Annotated in this window: 23 protein-coding genes and 1 pseudogene; 9 read left to right on the plus strand and 15 right to left on the minus strand. The window is 42.3% G+C overall.

Annotation, left to right across the window (positions count from 1 at the left end):
* On the plus strand, positions 1–861 hold an 861-nt coding region (miaA, locus tag P767_RS0102355), incomplete at its 5' end, for a tRNA (adenosine(37)-N6)-dimethylallyltransferase MiaA (protein WP_026763256.1).
* A gap of 29 nt (positions 862–890) precedes the next feature.
* Here miaA and murB read toward each other — a convergent pair.
* From murB to P767_RS0102395, 8 genes are all read right to left on the minus strand, one after another.
* On the minus strand, positions 891–1,913 hold the full coding sequence (murB, locus tag P767_RS0102360; RefSeq protein WP_026763257.1) for a UDP-N-acetylmuramate dehydrogenase: 1,023 nt from the start codon (positions 1,911–1,913) through the stop codon (positions 891–893).
* Between the two features lie 2 nt (positions 1,914–1,915).
* A complete protein-coding gene (priA, locus tag P767_RS0102365) occupies positions 1,916–4,369 on the minus strand; it encodes a replication restart helicase PriA (RefSeq protein ID WP_037351570.1) in 2,454 nt (817 codons plus the stop codon).
* A 16-nt stretch (positions 4,370–4,385) separates the two neighbouring features.
* Complete coding sequence (locus tag P767_RS0102370; RefSeq protein WP_026763259.1) at positions 4,386–5,144, minus strand: lysophospholipid acyltransferase family protein; 759 nt, start codon at positions 5,142–5,144, stop codon at positions 4,386–4,388.
* A 30-nt stretch (positions 5,145–5,174) separates the two neighbouring features.
* Complete coding sequence (locus P767_RS0102375; RefSeq protein ID WP_026763260.1) at positions 5,175–6,617, minus strand: glutamate synthase subunit beta; 1,443 nt, start codon at positions 6,615–6,617, stop codon at positions 5,175–5,177.
* Between the two features lie 42 nt (positions 6,618–6,659).
* Positions 6,660–11,186 (minus strand): glutamate synthase large subunit, encoded by a 4,527-nt coding sequence (gltB, locus tag P767_RS0102380; protein WP_026763261.1) that lies wholly within the window; start codon positions 11,184–11,186, stop codon positions 6,660–6,662.
* A gap of 143 nt (positions 11,187–11,329) precedes the next feature.
* On the minus strand, positions 11,330–12,139 hold the full coding sequence (locus P767_RS0102385) for a 4-(cytidine 5'-diphospho)-2-C-methyl-D-erythritol kinase (protein ID WP_026763262.1): 810 nt from the start codon (positions 12,137–12,139) through the stop codon (positions 11,330–11,332).
* Between the two features lie 18 nt (positions 12,140–12,157).
* Positions 12,158–12,751: a bifunctional nuclease family protein gene (locus P767_RS0102390; protein WP_026763263.1), complete on the minus strand. Its 594-nt coding sequence runs from the start codon at positions 12,749–12,751 to the stop codon at positions 12,158–12,160.
* Positions 12,752–12,786: 35 nt separating this feature from the next.
* Positions 12,787–13,092 carry a DUF3817 domain-containing protein gene (locus P767_RS0102395; RefSeq protein WP_026763264.1) on the minus strand — a complete coding sequence of 102 codons (306 nt, stop codon included), beginning with the start codon at positions 13,090–13,092 and terminating at the stop codon, positions 12,787–12,789.
* Positions 13,093–13,144: 52 nt separating this feature from the next.
* Here P767_RS0102395 and P767_RS0102400 point away from each other — a divergent pair, with 52 nt between their 5' ends.
* Positions 13,145–13,489, plus strand: a complete 345-nt coding sequence (locus P767_RS0102400; RefSeq protein ID WP_026763265.1) for a cupin domain-containing protein — start codon at positions 13,145–13,147, stop codon at positions 13,487–13,489.
* A gap of 12 nt (positions 13,490–13,501) precedes the next feature.
* Here P767_RS0102400 and P767_RS0102405 read toward each other — a convergent pair whose 3' ends face one another.
* The 3 genes from P767_RS0102405 to P767_RS18265 form a co-directional block, all read right to left on the minus strand.
* A complete protein-coding gene (locus P767_RS0102405; protein WP_026763266.1) occupies positions 13,502–14,467 on the minus strand; it encodes an electron transfer flavoprotein subunit alpha/FixB family protein in 966 nt (321 codons plus the stop codon).
* 45 nt (positions 14,468–14,512) lie between these two features.
* The gene (locus tag P767_RS0102410; protein ID WP_026763267.1) at positions 14,513–15,256 is read right to left on the minus strand and encodes an electron transfer flavoprotein subunit beta/FixA family protein; all 744 of its coding nucleotides are present in this window, start codon (positions 15,254–15,256) and stop codon (positions 14,513–14,515) included.
* A 111-nt stretch (positions 15,257–15,367) separates the two neighbouring features.
* Positions 15,368–15,538, minus strand: a complete 171-nt coding sequence (locus tag P767_RS18265; protein WP_157611331.1) for a hypothetical protein — start codon at positions 15,536–15,538, stop codon at positions 15,368–15,370.
* 34 nt (positions 15,539–15,572) lie between these two features.
* Here P767_RS18265 and P767_RS0102420 point away from each other — a divergent pair, with 34 nt between their 5' ends.
* The 4 genes from P767_RS0102420 to P767_RS0102435 all read left to right on the plus strand — a co-directional run bounded on the left by P767_RS0102420 (position 15,573) and on the right by P767_RS0102435 (position 20,557).
* Positions 15,573–15,884, plus strand: coding sequence for a hypothetical protein (locus tag P767_RS0102420; RefSeq protein WP_026763268.1), 312 nt, complete (start codon positions 15,573–15,575; stop codon positions 15,882–15,884).
* Between the two features lie 57 nt (positions 15,885–15,941).
* A complete protein-coding gene (gene hutU / locus P767_RS0102425) occupies positions 15,942–17,627 on the plus strand; it encodes a urocanate hydratase (RefSeq protein ID WP_037351573.1) in 1,686 nt (561 codons plus the stop codon).
* A 69-nt stretch (positions 17,628–17,696) separates the two neighbouring features.
* Positions 17,697–19,268, plus strand: a complete 1,572-nt coding sequence (locus P767_RS0102430; protein WP_026763270.1) for a M20/M25/M40 family metallo-hydrolase — start codon at positions 17,697–17,699, stop codon at positions 19,266–19,268.
* Between the two features lie 20 nt (positions 19,269–19,288).
* A complete protein-coding gene (locus P767_RS0102435; RefSeq protein WP_026763271.1) occupies positions 19,289–20,557 on the plus strand; it encodes an exo-beta-N-acetylmuramidase NamZ family protein in 1,269 nt (422 codons plus the stop codon).
* Here P767_RS0102435 and P767_RS19120 read toward each other — a convergent pair.
* Both P767_RS19120 and P767_RS15420 read right to left on the minus strand, forming a co-directional pair.
* Positions 20,554–21,419 (minus strand): annotated as a pseudogene (locus P767_RS19120) (ChaN family lipoprotein). The gene P767_RS0102435 and the pseudogene P767_RS19120 overlap by 4 nt on opposite strands.
* Positions 21,420–21,452: 33 nt before the next feature.
* Positions 21,453–22,313 (minus strand): MBL fold metallo-hydrolase, encoded by an 861-nt coding sequence (locus P767_RS15420; RefSeq protein ID WP_051417000.1) that lies wholly within the window; start codon positions 22,311–22,313, stop codon positions 21,453–21,455.
* 82 nt (positions 22,314–22,395) lie between these two features.
* On the opposite strand from P767_RS15420, the gene P767_RS17425 reads away from it, so the two are divergent.
* From P767_RS17425 to P767_RS0102455, 3 genes are all read left to right on the plus strand, one after another.
* A complete protein-coding gene (locus P767_RS17425; RefSeq protein WP_157611333.1) occupies positions 22,396–22,587 on the plus strand; it encodes a hypothetical protein in 192 nt (63 codons plus the stop codon).
* A 95-nt stretch (positions 22,588–22,682) separates the two neighbouring features.
* Complete coding sequence (locus tag P767_RS15425; protein ID WP_157611334.1) at positions 22,683–23,417, plus strand: hypothetical protein; 735 nt, start codon at positions 22,683–22,685, stop codon at positions 23,415–23,417.
* 8 nt (positions 23,418–23,425) lie between these two features.
* A complete protein-coding gene (locus P767_RS0102455; protein WP_026752148.1) occupies positions 23,426–23,644 on the plus strand; it encodes a VF530 family protein in 219 nt (72 codons plus the stop codon).
* On the opposite strand, the gene P767_RS0102460 is transcribed toward P767_RS0102455, so the two are convergent.
* A complete protein-coding gene (locus P767_RS0102460) occupies positions 23,641–24,816 on the minus strand; it encodes an aminotransferase class V-fold PLP-dependent enzyme (RefSeq protein WP_026763272.1) in 1,176 nt (391 codons plus the stop codon). The genes P767_RS0102455 and P767_RS0102460 overlap by 4 nt on opposite strands.
* Complete coding sequence (locus P767_RS0102465; RefSeq protein ID WP_026763273.1) at positions 24,813–25,511, minus strand: YoaK family protein; 699 nt, start codon at positions 25,509–25,511, stop codon at positions 24,813–24,815. The genes P767_RS0102460 and P767_RS0102465 overlap by 4 nt, the downstream gene beginning before the upstream one ends.
* Positions 25,512–25,523 lie beyond the last annotated feature (12 nt).

Genomic DNA, 25,523 nt, shown 5'->3' on the forward strand with positions numbered 1-25,523 from the left:
GGCAAAACTACCTTTGCAATAGAACTGGCCAGGCACCTGGGTACTTCTATCATTTCTGCCGATTCCAGACAATGTTTTAAAGAACTGGCCATTGGGGTAGCAAGGCCCGGTGAGACTGAACTAGCTGCAGTTAAACATTATTTTATTGCAGACCACTCCATCAGTGAAAATCTTAATGCAGCTTATTTTGAACAATTTGCACTGCAAAAGACAGCTGAGTTATTGGCGCAAAACGAATCACTTGTAATGGTTGGCGGAACCGGGTTATATATCAAAGCTTTTTGCGAAGGAATTGATCCCATGCCCACTATTGATCCTGCCATACGAGAAGCCATCATTGCTTCCTATGAAGCTAAGGGCATGATATGGCTGCAATCTGAAATTAAACACAGAGATCCTGCCTTCTGGGAAGTGGCGGAACAAATGAATCCTCAGCGATTAATGCGGGCTTTGGAAGTGTTGAATGCAACCGGTAAGTCCATTCTTCATTTCAGAAATGCAATAAAAAAAGAGCGTCCTTTTCGCATTGTAAAAATCGGGCTTGAAATGCCAATGGAATTATTGACCAAAAGAATTCATCAACGGGTGGATGAAATGGTAGCGGCTAGTTTGTTTGAAGAAGCCGCATCTGTAATAGCTTATCGCAACCAGACTGCGTTGCAGACAGTGGGGTATAAAGAAGTGTTTGATTATATGGATGGTAAAATATCCAGAGATCAGGCCATAGAGCAAATCAAGATTCATACGCGACAATACGCCAAACGCCAGATGACCTGGTTTAAAAAAGATCCGGAATTTGTATGGTTCAATGCAGGGGCACTATCCATGGAAGCCTTAATAGCACAAGTTGTTGAACTATAATTCCAATGCCTTAGTTTTTTATTTTTAGATTAGTAAATATTTACTTCTCTCTCTAAAAGTATACCGAATTTTTCCTGAACGCTTTCAATGATTTCACTGGATAAAGCATAGATTTCTGTGCCGCTTGCCTTGCCGTAATTCACCAGTACCAATGGTTGCAATGGATAGCATCCTGCATCTCCTTTTCGATATCCTTTCCAGCCTGTTTGTTCAATCAGCCAGGCAGCAGGTACTTTGGTCATGAACTTATCGTTACCCGGAAAACCCGGAATTTCAGGATATAATTTCTGTAGTGCTTCGTAAAAGGTTTGATGAATGACCGGGTTTTTAAAAAAGCTGCCGGCATTTCCAATTTTAGTTGGGTCTGGTAATTTGCTTTGCCGAATCTGAATGACTGCATTGGCAATGGCTTCAATACTCAATTCCTTCACTCCCATTTGTTCCAGTGCCTGTTCAATATTTCCATAATTAACTGTGAACTTAGGTTGCTTTCTTAATTTGTAGGTAACCGAAACAATCAGGAACTGATTGCGAAGCGATTGTTTAAAAATACTTTCCCTGTATCCGAATTTGCATTGGGCATGAGTAAATGAAACCATCTCTCCATCGGGTAAGTGCAACGCATCCAAACTTTCAAAAACGTCTTTGATTTCAACACCATAGGCGCCAATATTTTGCATAGGAGAAGCACCCACATTCCCCGGTATAAGGCTCAGGTTTTCAATTCCCTGGTATTTGTTTTCTACACAAAACTGTACAAAGGAATGCCAGTTTTCTCCTGCCATTGCTTTGATGTAAACGAAGTGGTCATCTTCTTTTATTTTGCTGATCCCCTTTAGATTATTCTGGAGAACCAGTCCGTCGTAGTCGTGCGTAAATAATACATTACTTCCGCCACCCAATATTAGCAATCGCTGTTGTTGGGTTTTATTCCATTCCAATATTTCCTTTACTTCGTTCAGGCTATCAGCGGGTACAAAATGTCTGGCCAAAACATCAATCCCAAAGCTATTATAGGGTTGCAAAGAAATATTAGGTGCTATTTTTTTCATTTTTAATAAACAGGGTCGGTGTTTGGAATAATATGAACAGATCTGTATCGCTGATGCGTATGCAGAATGAGCATTTGTTGCTGTATGGCTATTTTGCAGGACTGAACCGTTTTTGCATCCTTGGGTAGCTTTATCAGCAGCTCCCAAAGATATTGGTTCCTGATTCTGTCTACAACAGGTTGTGAAGGACCGTTGATATATTGACCAAATAGTGGCGATAGTCCCTGCTTCATCATATTGGCAGCTTCTTCTGCAATCTGTTTGTCCTTGTGTTTAAAAATTACCTGTATCAATCTTGTAAAAGGAGGGTAATGGAATTCTTTTCTGTTGGCAATTTCAAATTGATACAATCCCTGATAGTGGTGTTGCTGCACAAAAGGGAGAACCGGATGGTGAAGATTACTTACCTGAACCAATACTTTGCCCAGTCCATCTTTTCTGCCCGCTCTTCCGCTAACCTGTTCCATTAACTGATAAGCTCTTTCATTAACCCTGAAGTCAGTGAAATTTAATATACCATCGGCGTCTACAATCCCTACCAGATTTACTTTTTCAAAATCCAGTCCTTTCACTACCATCTGCGTGCCCACCAGGATATCTATCTTGTGTTGCTCAAATTGTTTTATGAGATTATCATGGTCGTGTTTGCCACGGATACTATCGTAATCCATTCTGGCAATTACGGCTTCCGGAAAAGCTTCGGCTACCAGTTCTTCTATTTTTTCTGTACCAAAATTTTTCTGAATAAAATGATGGCTGCCGCAAGCATGACAGGTTTGAAGCAGGGGATAGATGGTGCCACAGTAATGACAGGATAATTTCTGTTTAGCCTTATGAAAAGTCAGGGTTACATCGCAATGATTGCAATGGGGTATCCATCCGCAGGTATCGCAAAGCAGATAAGGCGCATAGCCTCTTCTGTTCTGAAAAAGAATAACTTGTTTTTTATTGTTTAGGGCTTCCTGAATTGCCGACAGTAATTCATCTGAAAGAGGTTTGGCACTTCTTTCTTTTGCAGGTATCTTTTTTAAATTGATCAGTTGAATTTCCGGAAGAGCTACATCTGCAAATCTTTCAGTTAAGGTTACCAGACCATATTTCCTCTGTTCCACATTGTAATAGCTTTCAATAGATGGGGTAGCGGAGCCTAGCAATACTTTTGCTTTAAACAGGGATGCATAATAAATGGCCGTATCTCTGCTATGGTATCTGGGTGCAGGATCCTGTTGCTTGTAAGAAGCATCGTGCTCTTCGTCGCAGATAACCATACCCAGGTTGTTAAAGGGTAAAAACAAAGCAGATCGGGCACCCAAGACTACTTTGGTTTCTCCTGAGTTTATTTTATTCCAGATTTCAACGCGTTCGTTGGGATTGAATTTGGAATGGTAAATAGCAATATGCCCTCCCAGGCTTTTCTGCAATCTGCGGATCATCTGAGCAGTAAGTGCAATTTCAGGTAATAAGTATAATACCTGCTTGCCCTGTTGAATCTGCTCTTCAATCAGCTTCATGTATATCTGAGTTTTACCACTGGCAGTTATGCCGTGTAAAAGACAAACAGATTTATTCTCAAAATTATTCCTGATTTCTTCCAGTGCTTTTTCCTGCGCAGGGGAAAGCGTAAAATCTAATTGCAATAGTTTGGGAAGAGAAGGCAGTCTGTCAATATTTCTTTTTTCGGCAATCAATATTCCCTTCTCAATTAATCCTTTTAATTGTGCCGCGCTTGCACTGGCTTTTTTCAGCAACTCTGGCTGAGTTACAATTCCGATTGTATTCTTTAAATGCAAATAAGCCAGCAACAATTCCATTTGTTTGGGTGCCCTGCTCCAGTTGTTTAAAAGTTGTTCCAGCTGCTCTTCTATTGCATATTGCGGATGCAATAAAATATAAGTCTCTGTTTTTTGTTTGTATTTTTCTTTAAGCTCCTCCCAAACAAAGCAAACTCCTTTCTCTATCAGCTTTTTTACAACCGGGTATGTGTTATGCGTATCCAGTAATTGCTGAACCTCACTGATCTTTAACTCGCCTTTAATTTCCAATGCTTCAGCCACAATAAATTCTGCATCGGTTAGGTCGCTGAAATCAAGACTTCTTTCTTCATTCCACTGTAAGATACTTTCACTGGACAATTTTAAATTGGCAGGAATGGCAGACTGCATCACTTCTCCTTCGGAGCACATATAGTATTGGGCAATCCATTCCCAAAGCAGTAATTGTTCAGCATGTACAACGGGTTGGGTATCCAGGATATTCAGTATAGGGGCGGGATTTAAACCGGCTGGAATTTCGGACAATACTTTTTTTACAATACCAGCGTATCGTTTGTTTTTTCTGAGTGCCACTTCCACCCGAATGCCCGGTACAATGGAATCCTGGAATTGCTCAGGCACCTTCCATGTATAATTTTTAGGCAGGGCAAGGGGAATAATGACTTCAACAAACAAAGGCTTCATTACAGCAAAAATACAGCTATGGTGTTGGATAACTGTTATATCGTTTTAAACCAGCTTCCATGATTTTATACACATGGTTTTTAAATGCAGGAAGGTCTGTCATGGTTAGTCCTTTTACGGGAACTTCTTCCAGATAAACCACCCTGTTCTGTCCTGGCGTCATTTCAAAGACAGAACGATAGTGCAATCTTTTTAATGTGTCTACCAGCAAAATAGGTTTAATAGGGGTTTGTGTTTCTATGGCGATTCTGAAAGCACCATCAAAGAAGGATTTCAGGGGTTGTCTGGTTTCATTAAAAGTACCCTCAGGAAAAATGATAATAGAGATATTGTTTTTGATGGCCGCTTTTAAAGCTCTTACACTTTGTGCTCTTTTGGTTGCGTTTTGCCTGTTTACCAGGATAACAGCTGCTTTATAGATCCAGCCGAATACAGGAACTTTAACCATTTCATATTTACCCAATGCGCGCATGGGCTGGTGAATGGCCAGCACAATAGGGGGGATGTCCATGTAGGAAATATGGTTGGCAACAAAAATATATTGCCTGCTGGTATCGTGGGGGTGCTCATATATTTCTTCGTGTACTACGCCAATGGTATAATACCATAGTTGCGCCCAAACGCGGCAACAACGATATACTAAATTTCCACCTCTTATTTTACCTGCCGTTGCTGCCAGCATGGCAAAAGGGAATACCAGCAGCATTACAATGATAAAAGTGATTAGGGCATAAATAGAAAATACAAATAGTAGTCCTTTCTTAATGGGTCCCATAAGGGCAAAAGATATAAAACACTCAAAGGATTACCAAATATTCGCTGCCCCTGTTAAAAAGGAATCTACTTTTTTGGCACATTCCCTTCCCTCGCTGATGGCCCATACTACTAAACTTTGTCCTCTGCGCATGTCTCCGGCAGCAAACACTTTTTGAATATTGGTCTGGTAGGTTTTTTCTGTTGCATTCACATTGCCTCTTGTGTCCAGTTCAATTTCCAGTTTTTCCAGCAAGCCTTCTTTTTGCGGGCTCACAAATCCCATCGCCAGTAAAGCCAGTTCACAGGGTATTTCCTTTTCAGTTCCGGTTATTTCCACAAAGCCTGCTGCTTTCCCTTCTTCATTTATTTTCCATTCCAGGCTCACCGTTACCAATGCTTTTAAATTGCCTTTTTCGTCGCCAATGAATTTTTTGGTAGCGATGGCCCATTCCCTGTTGGCACCTTCTTCGTGGGAAGAAGTGGTTTTTAAAATAAAGGGATATTGCGGCCAGGGCATGTATGGGGTTCTGTTTTCCGGTGGTTTGGGCATCAACTCAAACTGCGTTACGCTGGCGGCTTGCTGACGATTGGATGTTCCAATACAATCACTTCCTGTGTCTCCACCTCCAATCACCACTACATGTTTGCCTGTGGCAACAATTGGCGCAGCATCAAAAGCAATATCAGCCACTCTCTTGTTCTGCTGTTTTAAAAAGTCCATGGCAAAATGCACCCCATTCAGTTCTCTTCCTTCAATCGGCAAGTCTCTGGGAATAGTAGAACCACCAGCGAGTATAATGGCATTGTATTCTCTCAAGAGATCATTGATGCTGATGTTTATACCCACATTGGCATTGCATTTAAACTGAATGCCTTCCTGTTCCAGTAAGGCGATTCTTCTTTCCACCACCCATTTTTCCAGTTTGAAATCGGGAATGCCGTATCGCAAAAGTCCGCCGGGTTTATCGTCTCTTTCAAAAACAGTAACCTGATGGCCTGCGTAATTCAGTTGTGCGGCTGCAGCCAGGCCTGCGGGTCCGGAACCAATCACAGCCACTGTTTTGCCGGAACGATACAGGGGTTTATAAGGTTGTACAAATCCTTTTTCAAACGCAATTTCAATAATATGTTTTTCTATTTCTTCTATGGCAACCGGAGGTTGATTGATACCCAGTACGCAAGCAGATTCACAGGGTGCAGGGCAGATGCGTCCGGTAAATTCTGGGAAGTTATTTGTAGAAGAAAGGATCTCATAGGCTTCTGCATAATTCTTCCGGTATACAGCATCGTTAAACTCCGGAATTACATTGCCCAACGGACAACCATTGTGGCAAAAAGGAACCCCGCAATTCATGCACCGGGCACTTTGCTGGTTTAATATTTCTTCCGGCATGGGAGCAACAAATTCTTTATAATGTTTTACTCTGCTTAATGCAGGCTCTTTTGCAGGAGCTGTTCTGTGAAATTCTAAAAATCCAGTGGGTTTGCCCATAAAATGATTTTTCAATTACCCGAAATGCTAAGTGGAAACAAATTATTTTAATACAGTGCTGTTTTCTTTTGTCTTTGCCAGTGCGTTTTTAAAATCGGTTGGAAACACTTTGATGAATTGTGTCAGCTGATTTTCAAAATCCTTTAAGAGGAATGCGGCAACACTGCTTTTTGTATATCTGTAATGTTTTTCAATCATTTCTTTCAATACAGCAGCATCCCCTTCATCCAGCGGATCCAACTCTATCATTTCCAAATTGCAATTGGAGGCAAATGTTTTAGCAGGGTCATACATAAATGCAATGCCGCCACTCATGCCGGCCCCGAAATTTCTACCGACAGAACCCAGTATGACAGCAATGCCTCCAGTCATATATTCGCAACCATGATCTCCAATTCCCTCCACAACAACCTTAGCACCTGAATTTCTTACTGCAAAACGTTCTCCTGCTTTCCCTCTGATAAAGGCTTCTCCTGATGTGGCACCATACAAAGCCACATTGCCGATAATGCTGTTTTGTTCTGCAACAAATCCTGCTTTGGCATCCGGATACACAATCAGTTTGGCCCCACTCAATCCTTTGCCGAAATAATCGTTGGCATCTCCTTCCAGTTCCAGTGTAAGTCCATGGGTGTTGAAAGCGCCAAAACTTTGACCAGCTGTGCCTTTGAAGCTGAAGTGCAGGGTGTCTTCGGGCAATCCTTTACTCTTGTATACTTTGGTAATTTCATTGGAAACAAGGGTGCCTACTGTTCTGTCTGTATTGATAATCGGGAAAGCTGCCTGTACTTTTTCTCCCTTTTCAATTGCGGGTTTTGCTGCAGCCAGTAATTTCCAGTCGAGTACTTCACTTAAACCATGGTCCTGCAATTCTGATGCAAATAAACCCGTTCCATCTTTAGCGGGTTCCTGAAATAAGATTTTAGACAAATTCAATTGGGTGTATTTCCAATGTTCAACATCTGTTCTCTGTTGTAAATAGGCGGATTGGCCAATCATTTCATTCACCGTACGGAAGCCAAGCTCCGCCATAATTTCACGCAGTTCCTGTGTAATGAAACGGAAGAAATTAACCACATGGTCCGGATTACCTGTAAAGCGTTTGCGTAAGGTTTCATCCTGTGTAGCTACACCAACCGGACAAGTATTGAGATGGCATTTGCGCATCATGATACATCCTTCTACAATTAATGCTGCGGTGGCAACGCCCCATTCTTCCGCACCCAGTAAAGCAGCAATGGCAATATCTCTTCCTGTTTTCATTTGCCCGTCTGCCTGCACCACAACCCTTGAACGGAGTTTGTTTTTAACCAGTGTCTGGTGGGTTTCTGCCAGTCCTATTTCCCATGGCAATCCCGCATGTTTCACGGAACTCACCGGAGAAGCACCTGTTCCTCCGTCGTGCCCTGCTATCAATACCACATCTGCCTTGGCTTTAACCACACCAGCTGCAATGGTACCCACACCTGCTTTAGACACGAGCTTCACATTGATGCGTGCGGCGCGGTTGGCATTTTTTAAATCGAATATCAACTGTGCCAGATCTTCAATGGAATAAATATCGTGATGGGGTGGAGGGGAAATTAAACCAACACCAGGTGTAGCATGTCTGGTTTTACCAATCCATTCATCTACCTTATGTCCGGGTAATTGTCCGCCTTCTCCAGGCTTGGCCCCCTGAGCCATTTTAATCTGAATTTCATCTGCTTCAGACAAATACAAAGAAGTAACCCCAAAGCGGGCAGAAGCTACCTGTTTAATAGCAGAGCGCATGAAGTCGCCGTTGGGTAATGGTGTATAACGGATTTCATCTTCACCACCCTCTCCGGTATTGCTTTTTCCTCCCAGTCTGTTCATGGCAATGGCCAGTGTGGTATGGGCTTCCCAGGAAACAGAGCCGAAAGACATAGCACCCGTTGCAAATCGCTTATAGATATTTTCTGCGGGTTCTACTTCGTCAATAGAAATAGAAGGGCGATGACTAGTAAATTCAAACTGACTTCTCAAAGTACATGCATGTTCACTCTGATTATTGATAAGCGAGGAATATTTTTTGAAAATGCTATAATCGTTTTTCCTTGTTGCATCTTGTAATAAGTGAATGGTTTGTGGATTGAACAAATGAAATTCGCCTTCTCTTTTCCATTGATATACGCCACCTAGCGGAAGCCTGTCAATTACTTTATTTTTCTTGCTGAAAGCAAAGAAGTGCTTGGCCAAAGTTTCTCTGGCAATCTCATCCAGTCCCATTCCTTCAATACGGGAAGTGGCTCCTGTGAAATAGGAATCAACAACGGAACTATTGATGCCAATGATTTCAAAAATCTGTGCGCCCTGGTAACTCTGCAAAGTGGAAATCCCCATTTTGGAAAACACTTTCAGCAAACCTTCATTTACGGCTTTGATATAATTTTTCTTGAGTTTTTCTACATCTAAATCGGTTAAAAGTTTCTGCGACATTTTCATGTCTCTGATAGAAGACAATGCCAGGTATGGATTGATAGCTGTTGCGCCAAATCCAATCAGGCAGGCAAAGTGATGCGTTTCCCACACATCTCCGGCTTCTACAATAATGCCAACCTGACCTCTGTAGCCTTTTTTAATTAAGTGATGATGCACGGCTGCTGTGGCGAGTAAAGAAGGAATAGGAGCGTGTTCAGAATCAATGGCGCGGTCGGTTAAAATAATCACTTCAAATCCATCCTGAACTGCATCTACTGCATAACGGCAAAGACGATCAATCCCCGCTTTTAAAGAGCCTGGCTTTCCATCTGCTCTGAAATACATTTGCAGGGTTTTGGCCTGAAATACTCCCGTATCGATGCTTCTGATTTTTTCCAGTTCATGGTTGTTCAGAATCGGATGCTGCAAAGCCACGCTATGGCAGGCCGTTGCTTCTTCCACCAACAGGTTTCCGTTGCTTCCTGCAAAAGTTGCCAGAGACATCACCATTTTTTCGCGAATAGGATCAATCGGGGGATTGGTTACCTGTGCAAATAGTTGTTTAAAGTAAGAACTCAGGTGTTGTGGCTTATTGCTAAGCACTGCCAGCGGTGCATCGTTGCCCATGGATCCAATGGGTTCTTTTCCATCAATGGCCATGGGAGCAATAATAGTATCAAGGTCTTCGGTTGTATAGCCAAAAGCTTTCTGGTATTTGAATACCTGATCGTGCTCCAGATGCGTGAACATTACACGCGGTTCGGGTAGTTCTTCTAATCGGATTTTGTATTTATTCAGCCACTCAGCATAGGGTTTCTGTGAACAGATTTTTTGTTTGAGTTCTTCGTCGGAAATGATTCTTCCTTCGTTCATGTCTACCACAAACATTTTTCCCGGTTGCAATCTTCCTTTCTCTTTTACATTGGCCGGGTCAATGGGTAACACACCTGTTTCCGAAGCCATGATGACTCTGTTGTCGTATGTGATGGTATAACGGGATGGCCTTAAACCATTTCTATCTAATGTGGCACCAATCATTTGTCCGTTGGTAAAAGAAATAGAAGCAGGTCCATCCCAGGGCTCCATTAAACAGGCATGGTATTCATAAAATGCTTTCTTTACCGGATCCATGCTATCGTTGCCATCCCAGGCTTCCGGAATCAGCATCATCATTACATGTGGTAGAGAACGGCCTGTTAAAGTGAGTAATTCAATCATATTATCCAAACAGGCCGAATCCGATTGCCCACTGGTAACAATGGGAAGAATCATATCCAGTTCTTCCTTAGTAAAAGCCGGAGTCGTAAATCCTTTCTCGCTGGATCGAAGCCAGTTTAAATTACCCTGAAGCGTATTGATTTCGCCGTTGTGTGCAATGTATCGGAAAGGCTGTGCCAGTTTCCAGGAAGGAAAAGTGTTGGTGGCAAAACGGGAGTGAACCAGTCCGAATGCCGATACCATTCTTTTGTTGTTCAGGTCGGTAAAGTAATGACGAACCTGATGGCTGGTTAACTGGCCTTTGTAGATGATGGTTCTGGAAGAAAGCGAGACAATGTAAAATCCAATCTCATCTTTCTTGATGGTATTGTTGATGGTGTGCGAAGCATAGTTGCGAAGAATAAATAATTTTCTTTCGAATGCCTCTTGGTCCTGAATAGTGTCGGGGCAGGCAATGAATACCTGTTCCATACAGGGCTCAACCGATAGGGCAGAAGGGCCAATATTTTCTTTGTTAACAGGAACTTTGCGATAGGCAATGATTTCCAATCCCAGTTTTTCTGCTGCGCGATTAAAAATGTCTCTGCACTCTTCACGAAGGCCGACAGATTTGGGAAAGAAAATCATGCCGACACCGTATTTACCAGCATCAGGCAAGTGCTTATCCAACTGAATGCATTCGTCGAAAAAGAATTCATGTGGAATCTGAATCAGAATGCCTGCTCCATCCCCTGTATTGTTTTCGCAACCACAGGCACCACGGTGTTCCATGTTTTCTAAAACCGTTAACGCATCTGAAATATGCTGGTGACTTTTGTGTCCGTTGATATTGGCAACGAATCCTATGCCGCAGGCATCGTGTTCAAATGCGGCATTGTAGAGGCCTCCATTGTTTTGGGTACTAAACATTTAGTCCAGTTTAAACGTGGGTTAATAATGGCGGCAATCTGACCTAAATTAAAGAAAAAGGCCCTCAATAAAAAATAATATTTAAACTAATTGGCGTTAGTGTGAATAAAATCTAATAAAAAGACAATTAGATTAGAAAAGATTTAAGATGTAATGTATACGTTTCCCTTGAAATATTCGCTTATTGCCGGTGATGGCTTTTTATTGAATAGTCCAAACAAAGTTGATCCGCTTCCACTCATGGCCGCATAGCTTGCGCCTAATGCATACAGCTGATCTTTGATTTCCTGAATGGCAGGGTAAGCTTTAGCGATGGGCGCTTCAAAATCATTGCTCAATGAATCTTTCCATTCTTCAACAGGAGACTGAATAATCGATACCAGATTTTTCCCCGATGGACCAGGGGTTATTTGTTCAAAAGCCCATTTTGTATTCACATGAATGCCAGGGTTCACCAGCACAAACTGCCAACTGGATAAATCAAGAGAAACCGGTTGCAGTATTTCTCCTCTTCCCGTTGCGTAACAAGCCTGATTGAGAATAAAAAAAGGACAGTCGCTGCCCAGTTGGGCGGCGTAAGCAATGAGTTGTTCGGAACTTAGCTCCAGCTTGTATTTGTTATTTAACAATTGCAAAGCAAATGCGCCATCAGCACTTCCTCCACCCAGACCAGCGCCCATGGGAATGTTTTTGTGCAAATGCATTTGCACAGGTGGCAGATCTGGAAAGTCTTTTTTTAAAAGATGGTAGGCTTTCAAACAAAGATTGCCTTCGGTAGCGCCGGGAATGGTGAGTCCTGTAGAGTGAAAGGAAACAGCATCAGCTGTAATTATTTCCAGCATATCCGTCAGGGCAACAGGATAAAATACAGTTTCCAATGAATGAAAGCCATCCGGTCTTTTACCCGTAATGTGTAATCCAAGATTTATTTTACAATTGGGAAAAACAACCATAAGGTTTAGTGCAAGGCACTATTTTCTTTTTTTCAATTCATCGCGAATGGCAATGGCTCTGATATAATCTTCCTGCTCCAGCACTTCATTCAATAAATGGTTGAGCTCTTCAATGTTCAGGGAACTTAAGTCGGAACGGTCGCTGCTGCTTGCGGGCTCTTCCATACCCACCCCTTCCATTTTGGGTTTGGCAGCTCCGCCTTCTTCCAGGGCAATGCCTGCAGATTCCAGAATATTATCATAGGTAAATATGGGACATCCAAAGCGTACCGCCAATGCCAGGGCATCGCTGGTTCTGCTGTCAATTTCAACCGTATCGTTATCGGTATAGCAAACCAGTTTTGAATAGAAAATTCCTTCCTGTAAATCATTGATGATGATCTCCTGTAATTCCACGCCAAAGGCATTCATGAAGTTTTTCATGAGGTCGTGGGTCAGGGGTCTGCTGGGATGCATATTTTCCAGCGCTACTGCAATGGCCTGAGCTTCAAATCCTCCAATCACAATGGGCAGACGACGAAGTCCGTTTACTTCACCCAGCACAACTGCATAAGAGTGTGTCTGTGTAATGCTATGTGAAAGTGCAACAATTTCCAGTTCAATCTTCTTCATAGTGGTTGCTAAATTAACTCAAAAAAGCGAATGATTTATGCCCGCTGCTGTTTCTTCAGCCATTTATCAAAATAGAAAGTTCCAAATGGGAAAAATGCCGCCAGAAAAGCGTAGATCAGGTAGCGGAAAGGCCATTTCTCCTGTTCTTTTACCCAAAGTGCCAAAGCCAGATATACAACAAATAAAAGGCCGTGAGCCCAGCCTGTATATTTAACTGCCAGGGGAAAACCAGCCAGGTATTTCAGGGGCATGGCAATAGCCAATAAAACCAGTAAAGAAATTCCTTCTACATAACCTACTGCACTGAAAAGTGGATGGTTTTGCTTTGTTGTTTTTTGCATGGCTGCAAATTTACCCAAATTTTTATGCATATTACGAAGCTAAATACCAGTTATGCCTTTATACAATATTCAAGAGATACCTTCTTGCAACTTAATTGAGGGTTATGATGCACAGTTTATACATACAGCACAAGCTACTTACTCTCACGTGAAAGCCAAAGCAGGTGCGGTACTGCCAACACATTCGCATCCGCAGGAACAGGTGTCTTATATACTGGAAGGAAAATTTGAACTGACCGTTGAAGATGTACCATATGAACTAAGCCCTGGTCAGGTTTTTGTGATCCCTTCCAATGCTTTGCACAGTGGAAGAGCTATAACAGATTGCTTTATACTCGATGTCTTCACGCCTGTGCGTGAAGACTATCGAGAAAAAGGTGGGATTCAATTGGGATAAAACCCTTTTGAATTAAGCGCCTGCTTTCAATTTTTGAATAGCTGCAGTTAACTGAGGAACCACTTCAAAAGCATCTCCTACAATACCGTAGTCAGCTGCTTTAAAGAAAGGTGCTTCAGGGTCTTTATTAATTACAACAATCACTTTAGAGCGGTTTACACCTGCCAGGTGCTGGATGGCACCGGAAATGCCGATGGCAATATATAAATTAGGAGCAACCTGAACACCGGTTTGTCCAACGTGTTCGTGGTGAGGTCTCCAATGCGCATCGCCTACAGGACGGCTACATGCAGTAGCAGCTCCCAATTCTTTGGCAAGGTCTAATAAAATACCCCAGTTCTCTGGTCCTTTTAATCCGCGACCTCCACTTACCACAATATCTGCTTCAGTTAAAGGTACTTCACCCGTAATTTTATTTACTGCCGTTACTTTTACACGAGGCTGACCAACGGTTGCAGCAAAATCAGCAACTGAGGCGGTTCCTTCAGTTGCAACTGTTTTATAGGAATTCGGATTCAATGAAATTACTTTTACAGAAGACTGAATGCTGATATTAGCAAAAGCCTTACCGGAGAAAACCGTTTTCTTAACCACAAAACCGTTGCTGGTATCAGGAAGTGCACAAGCACCTGCTACCAATCCTGCTTTTAGTTTTGCAGCTACACGGGCAGCAACAGCTTTACCAGTCTGGTTGTGAGAAAATACAATCACATTTGCGCCACTTGCAGCAGCAGCTTCACTGATTACACTAGCATACAATTGTGCATCCAGGTGATTCAATGTTTCATTGGCAACATGATGAATTTTAGTTACGCCGTATTTGCCCAATGCAGAAAGATCTTCGGTAACAGTTCCCAACACAATACCTTCTGCAGTAGTGCCCAATTGTTTGGCAAGATCAGCACCATAAGTGATGGCTTCCAGAGAAGATTTTTTTACATGACCTTCTGTTTGATCGATAAATATTAAAACTGACATTTTATACAATTTGAATGGTTAAAAGCATTTACATGCTTTGAAAATTTAGATGGCTTTTGCTTCTTCGTGTAATAATCTTACCAGTTCTTCCACGTTGTCTGGTGCTACCAGCTTTACACCCGCTTTTGCCGGCGGCAATTCAAATCCAACTACAGTAGTTAATGCATCCACTGCAGCAGGTTCAACCACTTTTAATGGCTTGGTTCTGGCAGCCATGATACCACGCATATTGGGAATGCGCTGTTCAGCCACGCCTTTCTGACAACTTACTACCAAGGGTAGTGCTACTTCTGCTGTTTCTTCTCCGCCTTCAATTTCACGAACTACTGTTGCAGTAGTGCCATTCAAATCAAATTTGGTGGCCAGGGAAATATAAGGTGCATCTATCAATTCAGCAATCATACCTCCAATAGAAGATCCGTTGTAGTCAATGGTTTCCTTTCCGGTAAAAACCAAATCATATCCGCCTTGTTTGGCTACTTCCGCAATTTGTGCAGCAATATAGAAAGCATCACTGCTGTCGGTATTCACACGTATGGCTTCGTCACCACCCAGGGCCAATGCTTTTCTGATGATGGGCTCTGCATCTGCATTGCCCACAGTTACCAGGTGAATGGTAGCTGCCGGGTTGGCTTCCTTTAATTCAATGGCTCTTACCAACGAATACCATTCATCGTAAGGATTAATAATCCATTGCACACCTGCTTCATCAAATTTGGTATTGCCATCGGTAAAGGCAATTTTGGCAGTGGTGTCCGGTGTTTTGCTAACACAAACTAAAATCTTCATATGGTTATGATTTATCTATTAAATAGTTGTTTATGCAACTATCGCAAATATACTATGAGAAACTAATAACTGTTTGTATTTAACCAAAAAATAACCAAAAAGTTTCAGGCATCATTCCTTAGTTGAAGACTTATCATCTTCTTTCTTGCTTTCTTTCGCAAAAAATGCCGCCAGGGCAGCCAATTCTGAATTCGTTAATGAATTATCCATCTTAGACAAGGCTTCGTTGGAGAGGGCTTTGTCTAATTCTTTTTCGTCTTCTTTGTATTGGTCTTTTTCCACCTTGTAAAACTACGGAATTTCATACTTTAGTTGCATGAACCGAATAGAGCGAATTCAAGAAATGCTGAAAGATAATCCTGCGGATCTGTTTCTTAGACATGCATTGGCACTGGAGTGGATTAAAGTGGGGGAGGATGCCAAAGCCCGTCTGTTATTTGAAGCCATTCTTTCGGATGCCCCGGATTATGTAGGATCTTATTACCATCTGGCTAAATTATTGGAAAGAACAGGGGAGAATGAACTGGCTGTATCCTGGTACGAAAAGGGGATGGCAGCGGCTAAGGAAGCCAAAGATCAGCATGCCTATAATGAATTACAGGCTGCTTATGAAGACCTGGTTTATTAAACCGATCTTCAAAGCTGTATTGCACAAATAATTTTTAACGATTTCTAAAAGATTGCCATGTCTTACGAAACCCACAAGTACAAAACCCCAACAGGCACTCAGCTTTCCTGTAAAAGCTGGATTCAGGAAGCTGCTTTACGCATGTTGCTGAATAACCTGGATCCTGCGGTGGCAGAGCGTCCGGAAGATTTAATTGTTTACGGTGGAAGAGGTAAAGCCGCCCGGAATTTTGAAGCCCTCGACGCCATCATTGCTGCATTAAAATCAATGGAGAACGATGAGTCTTTGTTGATTCAAAGCGGAAAGCCCGTGGGTATCATGCGCACACATGCAGATGCTCCTCGTGTACTTATCAGTAATTCGCAGCTGGTTCCCAACTGGGCCAACTGGAAACACTTTACCGAACTGGAACAGAAGGGACTGATGATGTATGGTCAAATGACCGCAGGCAGCTGGATTTATATTGGCTCGCAGGGTATAGTGCAGGGAACTTTTGAAACCTATGCAGCCCTTGCTGATAAACATTTTGGCGGAACCTTAAAAGGCACGCTGAATGTAACGGCAGGCTTGGGAGGTATGGGGGGAGCACAACCGCTGGCCATCACCATGAACGAAGGGGTGGCATTGATTGCAGAAGTAGAAGAATGGCGGATCTGCAAAAGAGTTGAGACTCGTTACCTTGATGAAAAATTCACGGACATCAATCAGGCCATTGATCAGGCGCTAATGTATAAGGAAAGAGGTGAAGCCAAAAGTATTGGGGTATTGTGCAATGCGGTGGATTTGTTAAATGCATTGCTGAACAGAAATATTATTCCGGATACCTTAACAGACCAGACATCTGCACACGATCCTTTGATTGGTTATACACCGCATGACATGAGTAATGAAGCGGCTGCTAAAATGCGCGTGTCTGATCCCGAAGGATATATTGCCAGAAGCTATGAAAGCATGTATCTGCACGTGCAACTGATGTTGCGTTTAATGGACAAGGGGGCCATTACTTTTGATTATGGAAACAATATCAGAGCAAGGGCTCAGGAATACGAAGAACAGCAATCAGCGAAGGGAAATATACTTACTCTACCTGCCGGAAGATCTTTTGATTTTCCGGGATTTGTGCCTGCCTATATCCGTCCTTTATTCTGTGAAGGAAAGGGGCCCTTCAGATGGGCTGCCTTAAGCGGAGACCCTGCTGATATTGCAGTGACCGATCAGGTAATACAAGACCTGTTCCCCGAAAACAAAAGCATGCAACGCTGGATGAAAATGGCAAAAGAAAAAATTGCCTTCCAGGGATTGCCCGCCAGAATCTGCTGGTTGGGTCAGGGGGAAAGAGAAAAAGCAGGATTGGCATTTAATGAACTGGTAAGAACCGGAAAAGTAAAAGCCCCGCTTGTTATTGGAAGAGACCATTTGGATACAGGTTCTGTTGCTTCTCCCAACAGAGAAACAGAAGCCATGATGGATGGTTCTGATGCCGTTGCAGACTGGCCTATATTAAATGCGCTGATGAACACTGCCGGAGGTGCCAGCTGGGTATCCCTGCATCATGGTGGCGGGGTAGGAATGGGCTATTCCATTCATGCAGGCATGGTGATTGTTGCCGATGGAACCGATGCCGCAGAAGCAAGACTGGCAAGGGTTTTACGCAACGATCCGGGCATTGGAGTTATCAGACATGCCGATGCGGGTTATGCTATTGCCAAGGACACTGCAGCTAAACATCATTTGGGTTTATAATATTCATCCATTTATAATAAAAACCGCAAAACCGCATGGGTACATGCATAAGTTTTGTATTATTACTTTATGAAAAACATACCACAAACTTTCAACAAAAAACTGGGCTTGCTGGCAGTAGGTCTTGGTTTTATTTCGATGCCTGTTCTGGCTCAGGAACAATTGAATCCAACTGTTCAAGCCATCATTAAAGAAGCCAATGACAACTCTCAGTTAAAAAGACTGGGTCATGAATTGATGGACGGAATTGGACCCAGATTAGTGGGTTCGTCTAAAATGGTGCAGGCCAGTGACTGGGCTATTGCACAGTACAAGAACTGGGGTATAGAAGCAAAAAGAGAAAACTATGGTACCTGGAGAGGTTGGGATCGTGGCGTTACCCATATTGATATGGTAGCACCCTGGACCAAATCACTGGAAGGAACACAGCTGGCATTCAGCCCTTCTATGAAAAAGCCGGTAACTGCAGAAACCATCATCCTGGCGGATGTAGCAGACTCCCTTGCTTTTCAGGCATGGTTGCCCAATGTAAAAGGAAAATATGTGTTGATTGCCATGCCGCAACCAACCGGAAGACCCGACTATAACTGGAATGAATTTGGTACCAAAGCATCCATTGATAAAATCCGCAAAGAGAGAGCGGAAGCTACCGATGCATGGAGAAAACGTATCAGCAAAACAGGATTAAATGCAGCCAAACTAGCACAGGCTTTGGAAAATGCAGGTGCAGTGGGTGTAATAGGAAGCTTGTGGAGCAATGGTTTTGGCGTAAATAAAATTTTTGCAGCCAATACCAAAAAAGTACCCACTATTGATATTGCACTGGAAGATTATGCATTGTTATATCGTTTAACAGAATCAGGACAAGCGCCTAAGCTGAATGTGTTTGCACAATCCAAAGAGTTAGGTGTGGTTCCTACATTCAATACCCTTGCAGAAATTAAAGGCACTGAAAAGCCCAATGAATATGTAATGATGTCTGCACACTTTGATTCATGGGATGGCGGAACAGGTGCTACCGATAACGGTACAGGTACTTTAGTGATGATGGAAGCCATGCGCATTTTGAAAGCGGTTTATCCCAATCCAAAGAGAACAATCCTTGTTGGTCATTGGGGATCAGAAGAGCAGGGCTTAAACGGTTCACGTGCTTTTGTGGAAGATCATCCGGAAGTAGTTAAAAATTTACAGGCTTTATTTAATCAGGACAATGGAACAGGTCGTGTGGTTAATTTAGGTGGTGCCGGATTTAAATATGCCAAAGACTTTATCACACGCTGGTTAGCGGCCGCTCCTTCCTATATCAGAGATACCGTGAAGACCAGTTTCCCTGGTTCTCCTGCGGGTGGTGGATCCGACAATGCTTCTTTCATTGCAGTGGGTGCCCCTGCATTTAATTTAGGTGCATTGGGCTGGTCTTATGGCAACTATACCTGGCATACCAATCGTGATACCTACGATAAAATTGTATTTGATGATGTAAAACACAATGCTATTCTAACAGCTATTTTGGTATACATGGCTTGTGAAGATCCTGAGCGTTTGCCAACGGATAAGGCTGAATTGCCTGCAGGTCCACGTGGTCCGCAAACATGGCCTGCACAATCAAAGGCCAAGCGTGCCGGTGGTTATGATAATTAATTTCAGACAATAGATATACAATGAAAAAATATTTTGGGATACTGGTTGGATTGGGGTTGCTGGGTTCTGCATTTGTTGCTGATAAGAATGGAGGCAATAAAGCAGCAGCTGGCAATTCCATGCGTGGCGGTCAATTGCGCGTAACTGCTCCAATGAAAAATCAGTCCATTAAAACAGGTGCTGATCAAACCGATAAATACCTCTCTTATTTAAAAGGGAAAAGAGTGGCATTGCTGGCGAATCCAACTACCATTGTAGGAGACAAGCATTTTGTAGACAGCATGTTAAAGCGTGGTGTAAACATTGTAAAAGTGTTTGGTCCTGAACATGGCTTCAGAGGAAATGCCAGTGCAGGAATTAAAGTTGCCGATGAAGTAGATCCGACAACAGGTGTTAAAGTGGTATCTCTTTATGGACCTAAGCGCAAACCTTCCAAAGAAGACATGGCAGATGTAGACCTGATGATTTTTGATATTCAGGATGTGGGTTGTCGTTTCTACACTTATATTAATGTGCTCAGCCATATCATGGAAGCCTGTGCCGAAAACGGGAAAGAGTTGTTGATTTTAGACAGACCCAATCCCAACGGATACCTGGTGGATGGCCCTATTCTGGATATGAAATTCAAATCGGGTATTGGGATGTTCCCCATTCCGATTGCGCATGGTATGACCATTGCAGAATTTGCCCAGATGATTAATGGCGAAGGTTGGTTGCCCAATAAGATGCAGGCCAAACTGAAAATCATTAAGGTGGCGAACTATGCACACGATATGGATTATGTATTGCCGGTAAAACCATCTCCCAATCTGAATACGCAACAAAGCATCATACTTTATCCTACAACCTGTTTGTTTGAAGGTACCGTGTTGAATCACGGAAGAGGAACACAATATCCTTTTACCATTTTTGGTAGTCCTTTGTACAAGGGTATTTATGATTTTTCGTACACACCTACCTCTATCAAAGGGATGGCTGAGACGCCATTGCATATGGACAAGGTATGCTATGGAATTGATTTGCGTAAGGTAGATCTTGCTGAATTAAAAAAGAAGAACAGGATCCAGATTCAGTGGATGATTGATTTGTACAATAAGTTTCCTGAAAAGGACAAATTCTTTGATCGTTCTCAGAGCAATCAAATTGGAGATATCAATAAACTGATAGGTAACGATGTATTCAGAAAGCAGGTAGCAGAGGGTAAATCTGTGGAAGAAATTTATGCCAGCTGGGAACCCGGGTTGTCTGAATACAAATCCATGCGTAAAAAATATTTGCTATACCCTTAGTAGGTATTGGTCATATCTGTATCTACACAAATAATAAAGTCTGCTTTGCCTTTGTTCTCGGCAAGCAGACTTTTTATATTGGCCTGACTTACCGTAGAAATAGTGCCAATTTTTATATTCGGTTTTTGTTGTTTCAGGTACCAGTTAATGCCATCAAAATTGTCTGAATGATAGGCTCCGTTATAATGTAAAAACAAGGAACCGGGTGTGTGATTTTGTAATATGAAATGCGCCATGGTTGCGTCTTTGCTGGCTTGCGCTTTGGGCATATTTTCGGTTGCGTGAACGCCCATCATTTTCATCATATTTACATAGCCGGGTAAATTGGCATCATATGCCATTGGTAAAGGTGCTATCCATTTTTTTCTTCTGCAGGAATGCTGTCCAGTTTGGTGAAACCTCCTTTGTTTACCATTGCCGCATATTTCCTTGGGATATTAGTGGCAATGAAGGGAATGGCATTCGCCTTTGCATAATTCACCAATGGAGCATAGTCTGTGGGATAATTTTTCCAAAGTCTGGCGTTGGAGTCCAGTCCTTTTGCAGAGAGTTTGCCTGCCAGGTATTGATTCAAAGGTTCCTGGTTGTCGGCTTCGAACATTTCAGCACCCAGCACCATTTGCCTTTCTGCATGCAGGTCTTTGGTAACAGCCAGTTGCAACCAATGTGCAATGGCATTGTTGTGGTACTCTCCGAACAAAACAATATCCTGTTCCTTTAATTTGCGGATCATTTTTGCATAGGAAACTTTTTTCCCATTCGCATCAAATAAGGTGTAGGGGCTTTTATGTTGTGCCAAAAGCGGCGAGGCTGTACCAAAACTTGCTGCAAAAAAGAGAATGGTAAAAAGGAACTTTTTCATGATTCGTATTTGTTCCTTAAATGTAAGGATATTCTAATCAAACAGACTGCCCTGTGTTGCTTTTGGTGTGGCGGTCTTCGTTTTTAAATGTTCAAGTGAGTGTCTTGTTTCGGGGCTGATTGTGATAACGGGGCTTGGACCATATCTGGAAGCAATTAATACTTCCGTTTCGTTTGCATGGGGAAGGAAGGATTGCAAAGCCAGGTCGGGGTGGTTATTTTCTTTTGACAAGTGGGAAAGCAATAAATGGCTCATGTTTCTGGGCCTGTAATTTCTGAATAGCTCCAATGCCTGTCTGTTCGATATATGTCCCTGACCGTTGGTAATCCTGTCTTTCAGCGGCTGAGAATAACGACCATTGCGCAGCATCACTTCATCATAATTCGATTCCAGAAAAGCAGCATGACATTGCTGAAAATAATGGGAGACCCGGTCGCAGGCAATTCCAATATCGGTGATTACGCCAATATGAATGCCCTGATAACTTACTACAAAACTATGCGGGTCTGCAGCATCGTGTTCCTTGCGAAAGGGGGTAACCATAATTTGGTTGTCGGCCGAATTTTGCCGGCCCACATAAATGGGTTGGTTCTCTGTGAAACTGTTAGATAAATGTCTGATGAGTTTAGGGCCACCCTTTGCGGTTTCAGGTGTAATGTAAATGGGGATTTTGTATTTATTCGCTACAGTTGAAAGGCCTCTGATATGGTCGGTATGCTCGTGTGAAATAAATATGGCCCTTACTTTCTGAAGTGATAAGCCCATTTGTTTCATTCTGATTTCTGTTTCTCTAAGCGAAAGCCCAATATCAATCAGTACCGCATCATCTTCATTGCCAATATAGTAACAATTGCCATTAGAGCCGGAATTCAGTGAAGCGATTTGTAGGTTCATGAAACGCAAATAAATGCCAAAATTAGAATACTACCATCTTACTGGCATGTATTTTGTTTTTATCTACCTAAAACTCAGGAATATGAAAAAGACAGCCAGCTGGATGCTCTTACTCTTTGCCACTGTTTTACAGGTACAGGCACAGTCACAGACTCCTAAGTCGCTGGGATTCCCGGGCGACAATTTTAATTTGTATGCAGCCTTAAAAGTATTTCAGGAATCCAAAACACTGGAGGCATTTGAAAGAGCCATTAATGATCCGGAGAAAAAATAAATAACCTTGATTTAAATGGAGACGATCAGATTGATTATATAAGGGTAGAAGATAAGGTGAAAGATAATGTGCACAGCATAACTCTTAAAGTGGGATTGGATAAGTCCGAAGATCAGGACATTGCCGTTTTTGTTGTTACACGTGAGTCTGAAAAAAAAGTATACGTTCAGGTAGTGGGCGACGAAGACCTGTATGGGAAAAACTATATCATTGAACCCAACTATGAAGGAAATGAAAGACCGAATCCGGGCTTTCAGTCTGAGTTTGCAGAGGAATATATTCCTGCTGCAAAAAACAATATTACCTATGTTGAGGTAGCCAACTGGCCTATTGTGCAGTATATATATGTGCCTGCATATAATCCATGGGTATCTAACTGGGGCTGGAACCGTTATCCGCAATGGTGGAGACCCTGGAGGCCTTATTCCTGGCATTGGTATGCCGGTTTTCATTACAACTATTTCAATATTTATTTTGGGTATTACCGCAGAACCAATGTGTATCGCAATCCTGGATGGTATAAATGGCATTACGGAAATAATGGCTGGAGATCCAGGTCGCCCATTTATGTGAACCGATATCAGCAGGGATATTTCAGAACCACTTATTCCCGTCCACAAAGTTTCAGTGTAGGTTATCGGGTTTCAAGAGAAAGGGTTCCTGTAAATATGCGTCCTGCAGTTTATCCAACCCGCCCCATGCCTTCAAACAGGGAAATGCGTCAGGAGCCCCACGGCAGGGGTAGCAGGGAATTCAATAATAATGGAAGAGGCAGAGGAAATGGAAATGGTCGTGGCAAGGATAACCGGGCGTCCAGACATTATAATTAACTTGCAGTATGTCTGAAAACTTTGTTTCCAAAGATCCACTCCATGGCAAAACACTGGAGTGGATCTTAACTTATTTAGTGCAACATTTTGGCTGGGAAGATCTGGCCAGAATCATCAATATCAATTGCTTTAAAAACAACCCGAGTATTAAATCCTCGCTAACCTTTTTGCGTAAAACTCCCTGGGCCCGAAAAAAAGTTGAAGACCTTTATATCAGTACGCTTTAATCTACCTGAATTAAATCGGTGGTTTTAATAATGTCTTTCACTGCAGCGTATAAAGTGTCCAGATGGGCCTGTGTATTAAATGCCTGAATGGAATATCGCAGGAAGACCTGGTCTCCATGAGGCATAACAGGTATTTCAATTTTATATTCATTAAACAGCATATTTTTTAATGCAACAGGATCCTTTGTGCGAATAGGAATGCTGAATAATTGCAGAATAAAATCTTTGTTTACCGGTGCAAGCGCTTGGCTGTTTACCAATTCACAAAAACGTTGTGCATTGTCATGAACCAATTGCCTGCATTCCTTAGCTACATTGTGCCAGTTGTATTGCTGCATGAATTCAATGGCTTTGGGTATGCAAAGAAAGGCCGAGAAATCTCTGGTTCCCTGTGTCTGATGATAGTCTAAGAAAGAAGAGTGGGAAGGCGTTGTGCTATTGAATCCCCAGCTGATTACCAATGGATCCAGCATTCGCTGATAGGCTTTATTTACATACAGAAACGTACTGCCCTTTGGTGTCATCATCCATTTATGACAAGCTCCTGTGTACATATCAGCACCCAATTCATTCAGGTTTATCGGTGCTTGTGCGGGACCATGTGCGCCATCTATAAAAGTAGGGATGCCCATTTCTTTTGCTTTGGCACAAATGGCTTCAATAGGGAATCGCAAACCGGTTGAACTGGTAATATGACTGATGAAAATCAGACGGGTTCTGTTGCTTACGCCCTTGAAAAATTCTTCAACGAATTGCTCTTTGGTTGTTAAAGGCAATGAAATGGGTTGTCTTTTATAATGGGCACCAGCCTGCGCACAATAGTATTCCCAGGTTCTGTCGCAGGCGCCATATTCCAGATGGGTAGTTAGTACTTCGTCTCCTGCTTTTAAAGGGAAGTTTTTGGCAACCAGGTTTACCGCATGAGATGGATTAATCAGATAAACGATATCGTCGGCAGAACAATTCAGGAAAGCGGCCAATGCTTCTCTTGACTGTTGCAGGTATTCCAATCCGGTTTTTACAATAAATAATACAGGCTCCTGTTCCAGCTCTAGCTGGTATTGTTGATAGCGCTCAAAAATGGGTCTGGGGCAAGCACCAAAGGATCCGAAGTTTAAAAAAGTAAGGTCTTTGCGAACCAGAAATTCATTGCGTAATTGTTCTGTAATCATGAAAGCATTTTTTTAATTCTATTCCAAACTAAGCCAATTAATAAAATAATGGCAGCCAGTAATAAAGTTAATCCCTGTAAGCGACTGTAAACAAGTCCTGCAATTACACCTCCTGCAAAGAAAAAAAGAATGATGGTAAAGCGTAATTTAATGGAATTGCTCAGTTTCTTTTTTTGTTCAATACTATGATAAAAAAACCATTGGGAAAGCTCAATTCCAAGGTCGGTAAATAACCCGGTTAAATGGGTTGTACGTATGTTGGCAGCGGATATTTTGGTAACCATTGCATTTTGTAATCCCATTGAAAAAAGCAGTAGAAACGCAATGGCATCGGAGTTTTTCTGCATCAGTTCTGGCATCCATAAACCCGTAACAGATAGCAAGAGAATTTCAACAAGCACGGGAACAGAAAAAGCATATTTTCTGGCAGTTCTAATTAACCATTCAATCAAAAGATTAGAACAGAATGCGCCCAGCAAAAAGAATAAAATGTAATAGAGATATATGATGCCTTCCCAGAATTCAAAGCGATCAAAAGCTTCTATAAAGAAGGCGAAATGGCCGGTAACATTGGTGGTTAGTTTCTGAATGGCCAGAAATCCTACCACGTTTACCATGCCCGCAACAGTGGAAAGGATAGACGCTACTGCAAGGTTGGTGAATAAACTTTCCTTGCCAATAGGGTGTCTGAACATTTACGAATTTGT

The organism is Sediminibacterium salmoneum NBRC 103935 (genome assembly GCF_000511175.1).
In the GTDB taxonomy this organism is placed as follows: domain Bacteria; phylum Bacteroidota; class Bacteroidia; order Chitinophagales; family Chitinophagaceae; genus Sediminibacterium; species Sediminibacterium salmoneum.

Bases quoted from the DNA above. Each gene is read 5' to 3' on its own strand.
- P767_RS0102430 (WP_026763270.1), top strand. From the start codon at position 17,697: ATGAAAAACATACCACAAACTTTCAACAAAAAACTGGGCTTGCTGGCA.
- P767_RS0102405 (WP_026763266.1), bottom strand. From the start codon at position 14,467: ATGTCAGTTTTAATATTTATCGATCAAACAGAAGGTCATGTAAAAAAA.
- P767_RS0102455 (WP_026752148.1), top strand. From the start codon at position 23,426: ATGTCTGAAAACTTTGTTTCCAAAGATCCACTCCATGGCAAAACACTG.
- P767_RS0102395 (WP_026763264.1), bottom strand. From the start codon at position 13,092: ATGCAAAAAACAACAAAGCAAAACCATCCACTTTTCAGTGCAGTAGGT.
- P767_RS0102375 (WP_026763260.1), bottom strand. From the start codon at position 6,617: ATGGGCAAACCCACTGGATTTTTAGAATTTCACAGAACAGCTCCTGCA.
- P767_RS17425 (WP_157611333.1), top strand. From the start codon at position 22,396: ATGAAAAAGACAGCCAGCTGGATGCTCTTACTCTTTGCCACTGTTTTA.
- P767_RS0102400 (WP_026763265.1), top strand. From the start codon at position 13,145: ATGCCTTTATACAATATTCAAGAGATACCTTCTTGCAACTTAATTGAG.
- P767_RS0102385 (WP_026763262.1), bottom strand. From the start codon at position 12,139: ATGGTTGTTTTTCCCAATTGTAAAATAAATCTTGGATTACACATTACG.
- P767_RS0102460 (WP_026763272.1), bottom strand. From the start codon at position 24,816: ATGATTACAGAACAATTACGCAATGAATTTCTGGTTCGCAAAGACCTT.
- hutU (WP_037351573.1), top strand. From the start codon at position 15,942: ATGTCTTACGAAACCCACAAGTACAAAACCCCAACAGGCACTCAGCTT.
- gltB (WP_026763261.1), bottom strand. From the start codon at position 11,186: ATGTTTAGTACCCAAAACAATGGAGGCCTCTACAATGCCGCATTTGAA.
- P767_RS15420 (WP_051417000.1), bottom strand. From the start codon at position 22,313: ATGAACCTACAAATCGCTTCACTGAATTCCGGCTCTAATGGCAATTGT.
- P767_RS0102465 (WP_026763273.1), bottom strand. From the start codon at position 25,511: ATGTTCAGACACCCTATTGGCAAGGAAAGTTTATTCACCAACCTTGCA.
- murB (WP_026763257.1), bottom strand. From the start codon at position 1,913: ATGAAAAAAATAGCACCTAATATTTCTTTGCAACCCTATAATAGCTTT.
- P767_RS0102420 (WP_026763268.1), top strand. From the start codon at position 15,573: ATGAACCGAATAGAGCGAATTCAAGAAATGCTGAAAGATAATCCTGCG.
- priA (WP_037351570.1), bottom strand. From the start codon at position 4,369: ATGAAGCCTTTGTTTGTTGAAGTCATTATTCCCCTTGCCCTGCCTAAA.
- P767_RS0102370 (WP_026763259.1), bottom strand. From the start codon at position 5,144: ATGGGACCCATTAAGAAAGGACTACTATTTGTATTTTCTATTTATGCC.
- P767_RS0102410 (WP_026763267.1), bottom strand. From the start codon at position 15,256: ATGAAGATTTTAGTTTGTGTTAGCAAAACACCGGACACCACTGCCAAA.
- P767_RS0102435 (WP_026763271.1), top strand. From the start codon at position 19,289: ATGAAAAAATATTTTGGGATACTGGTTGGATTGGGGTTGCTGGGTTCT.
- P767_RS0102390 (WP_026763263.1), bottom strand. From the start codon at position 12,751: ATGAAGAAGATTGAACTGGAAATTGTTGCACTTTCACATAGCATTACA.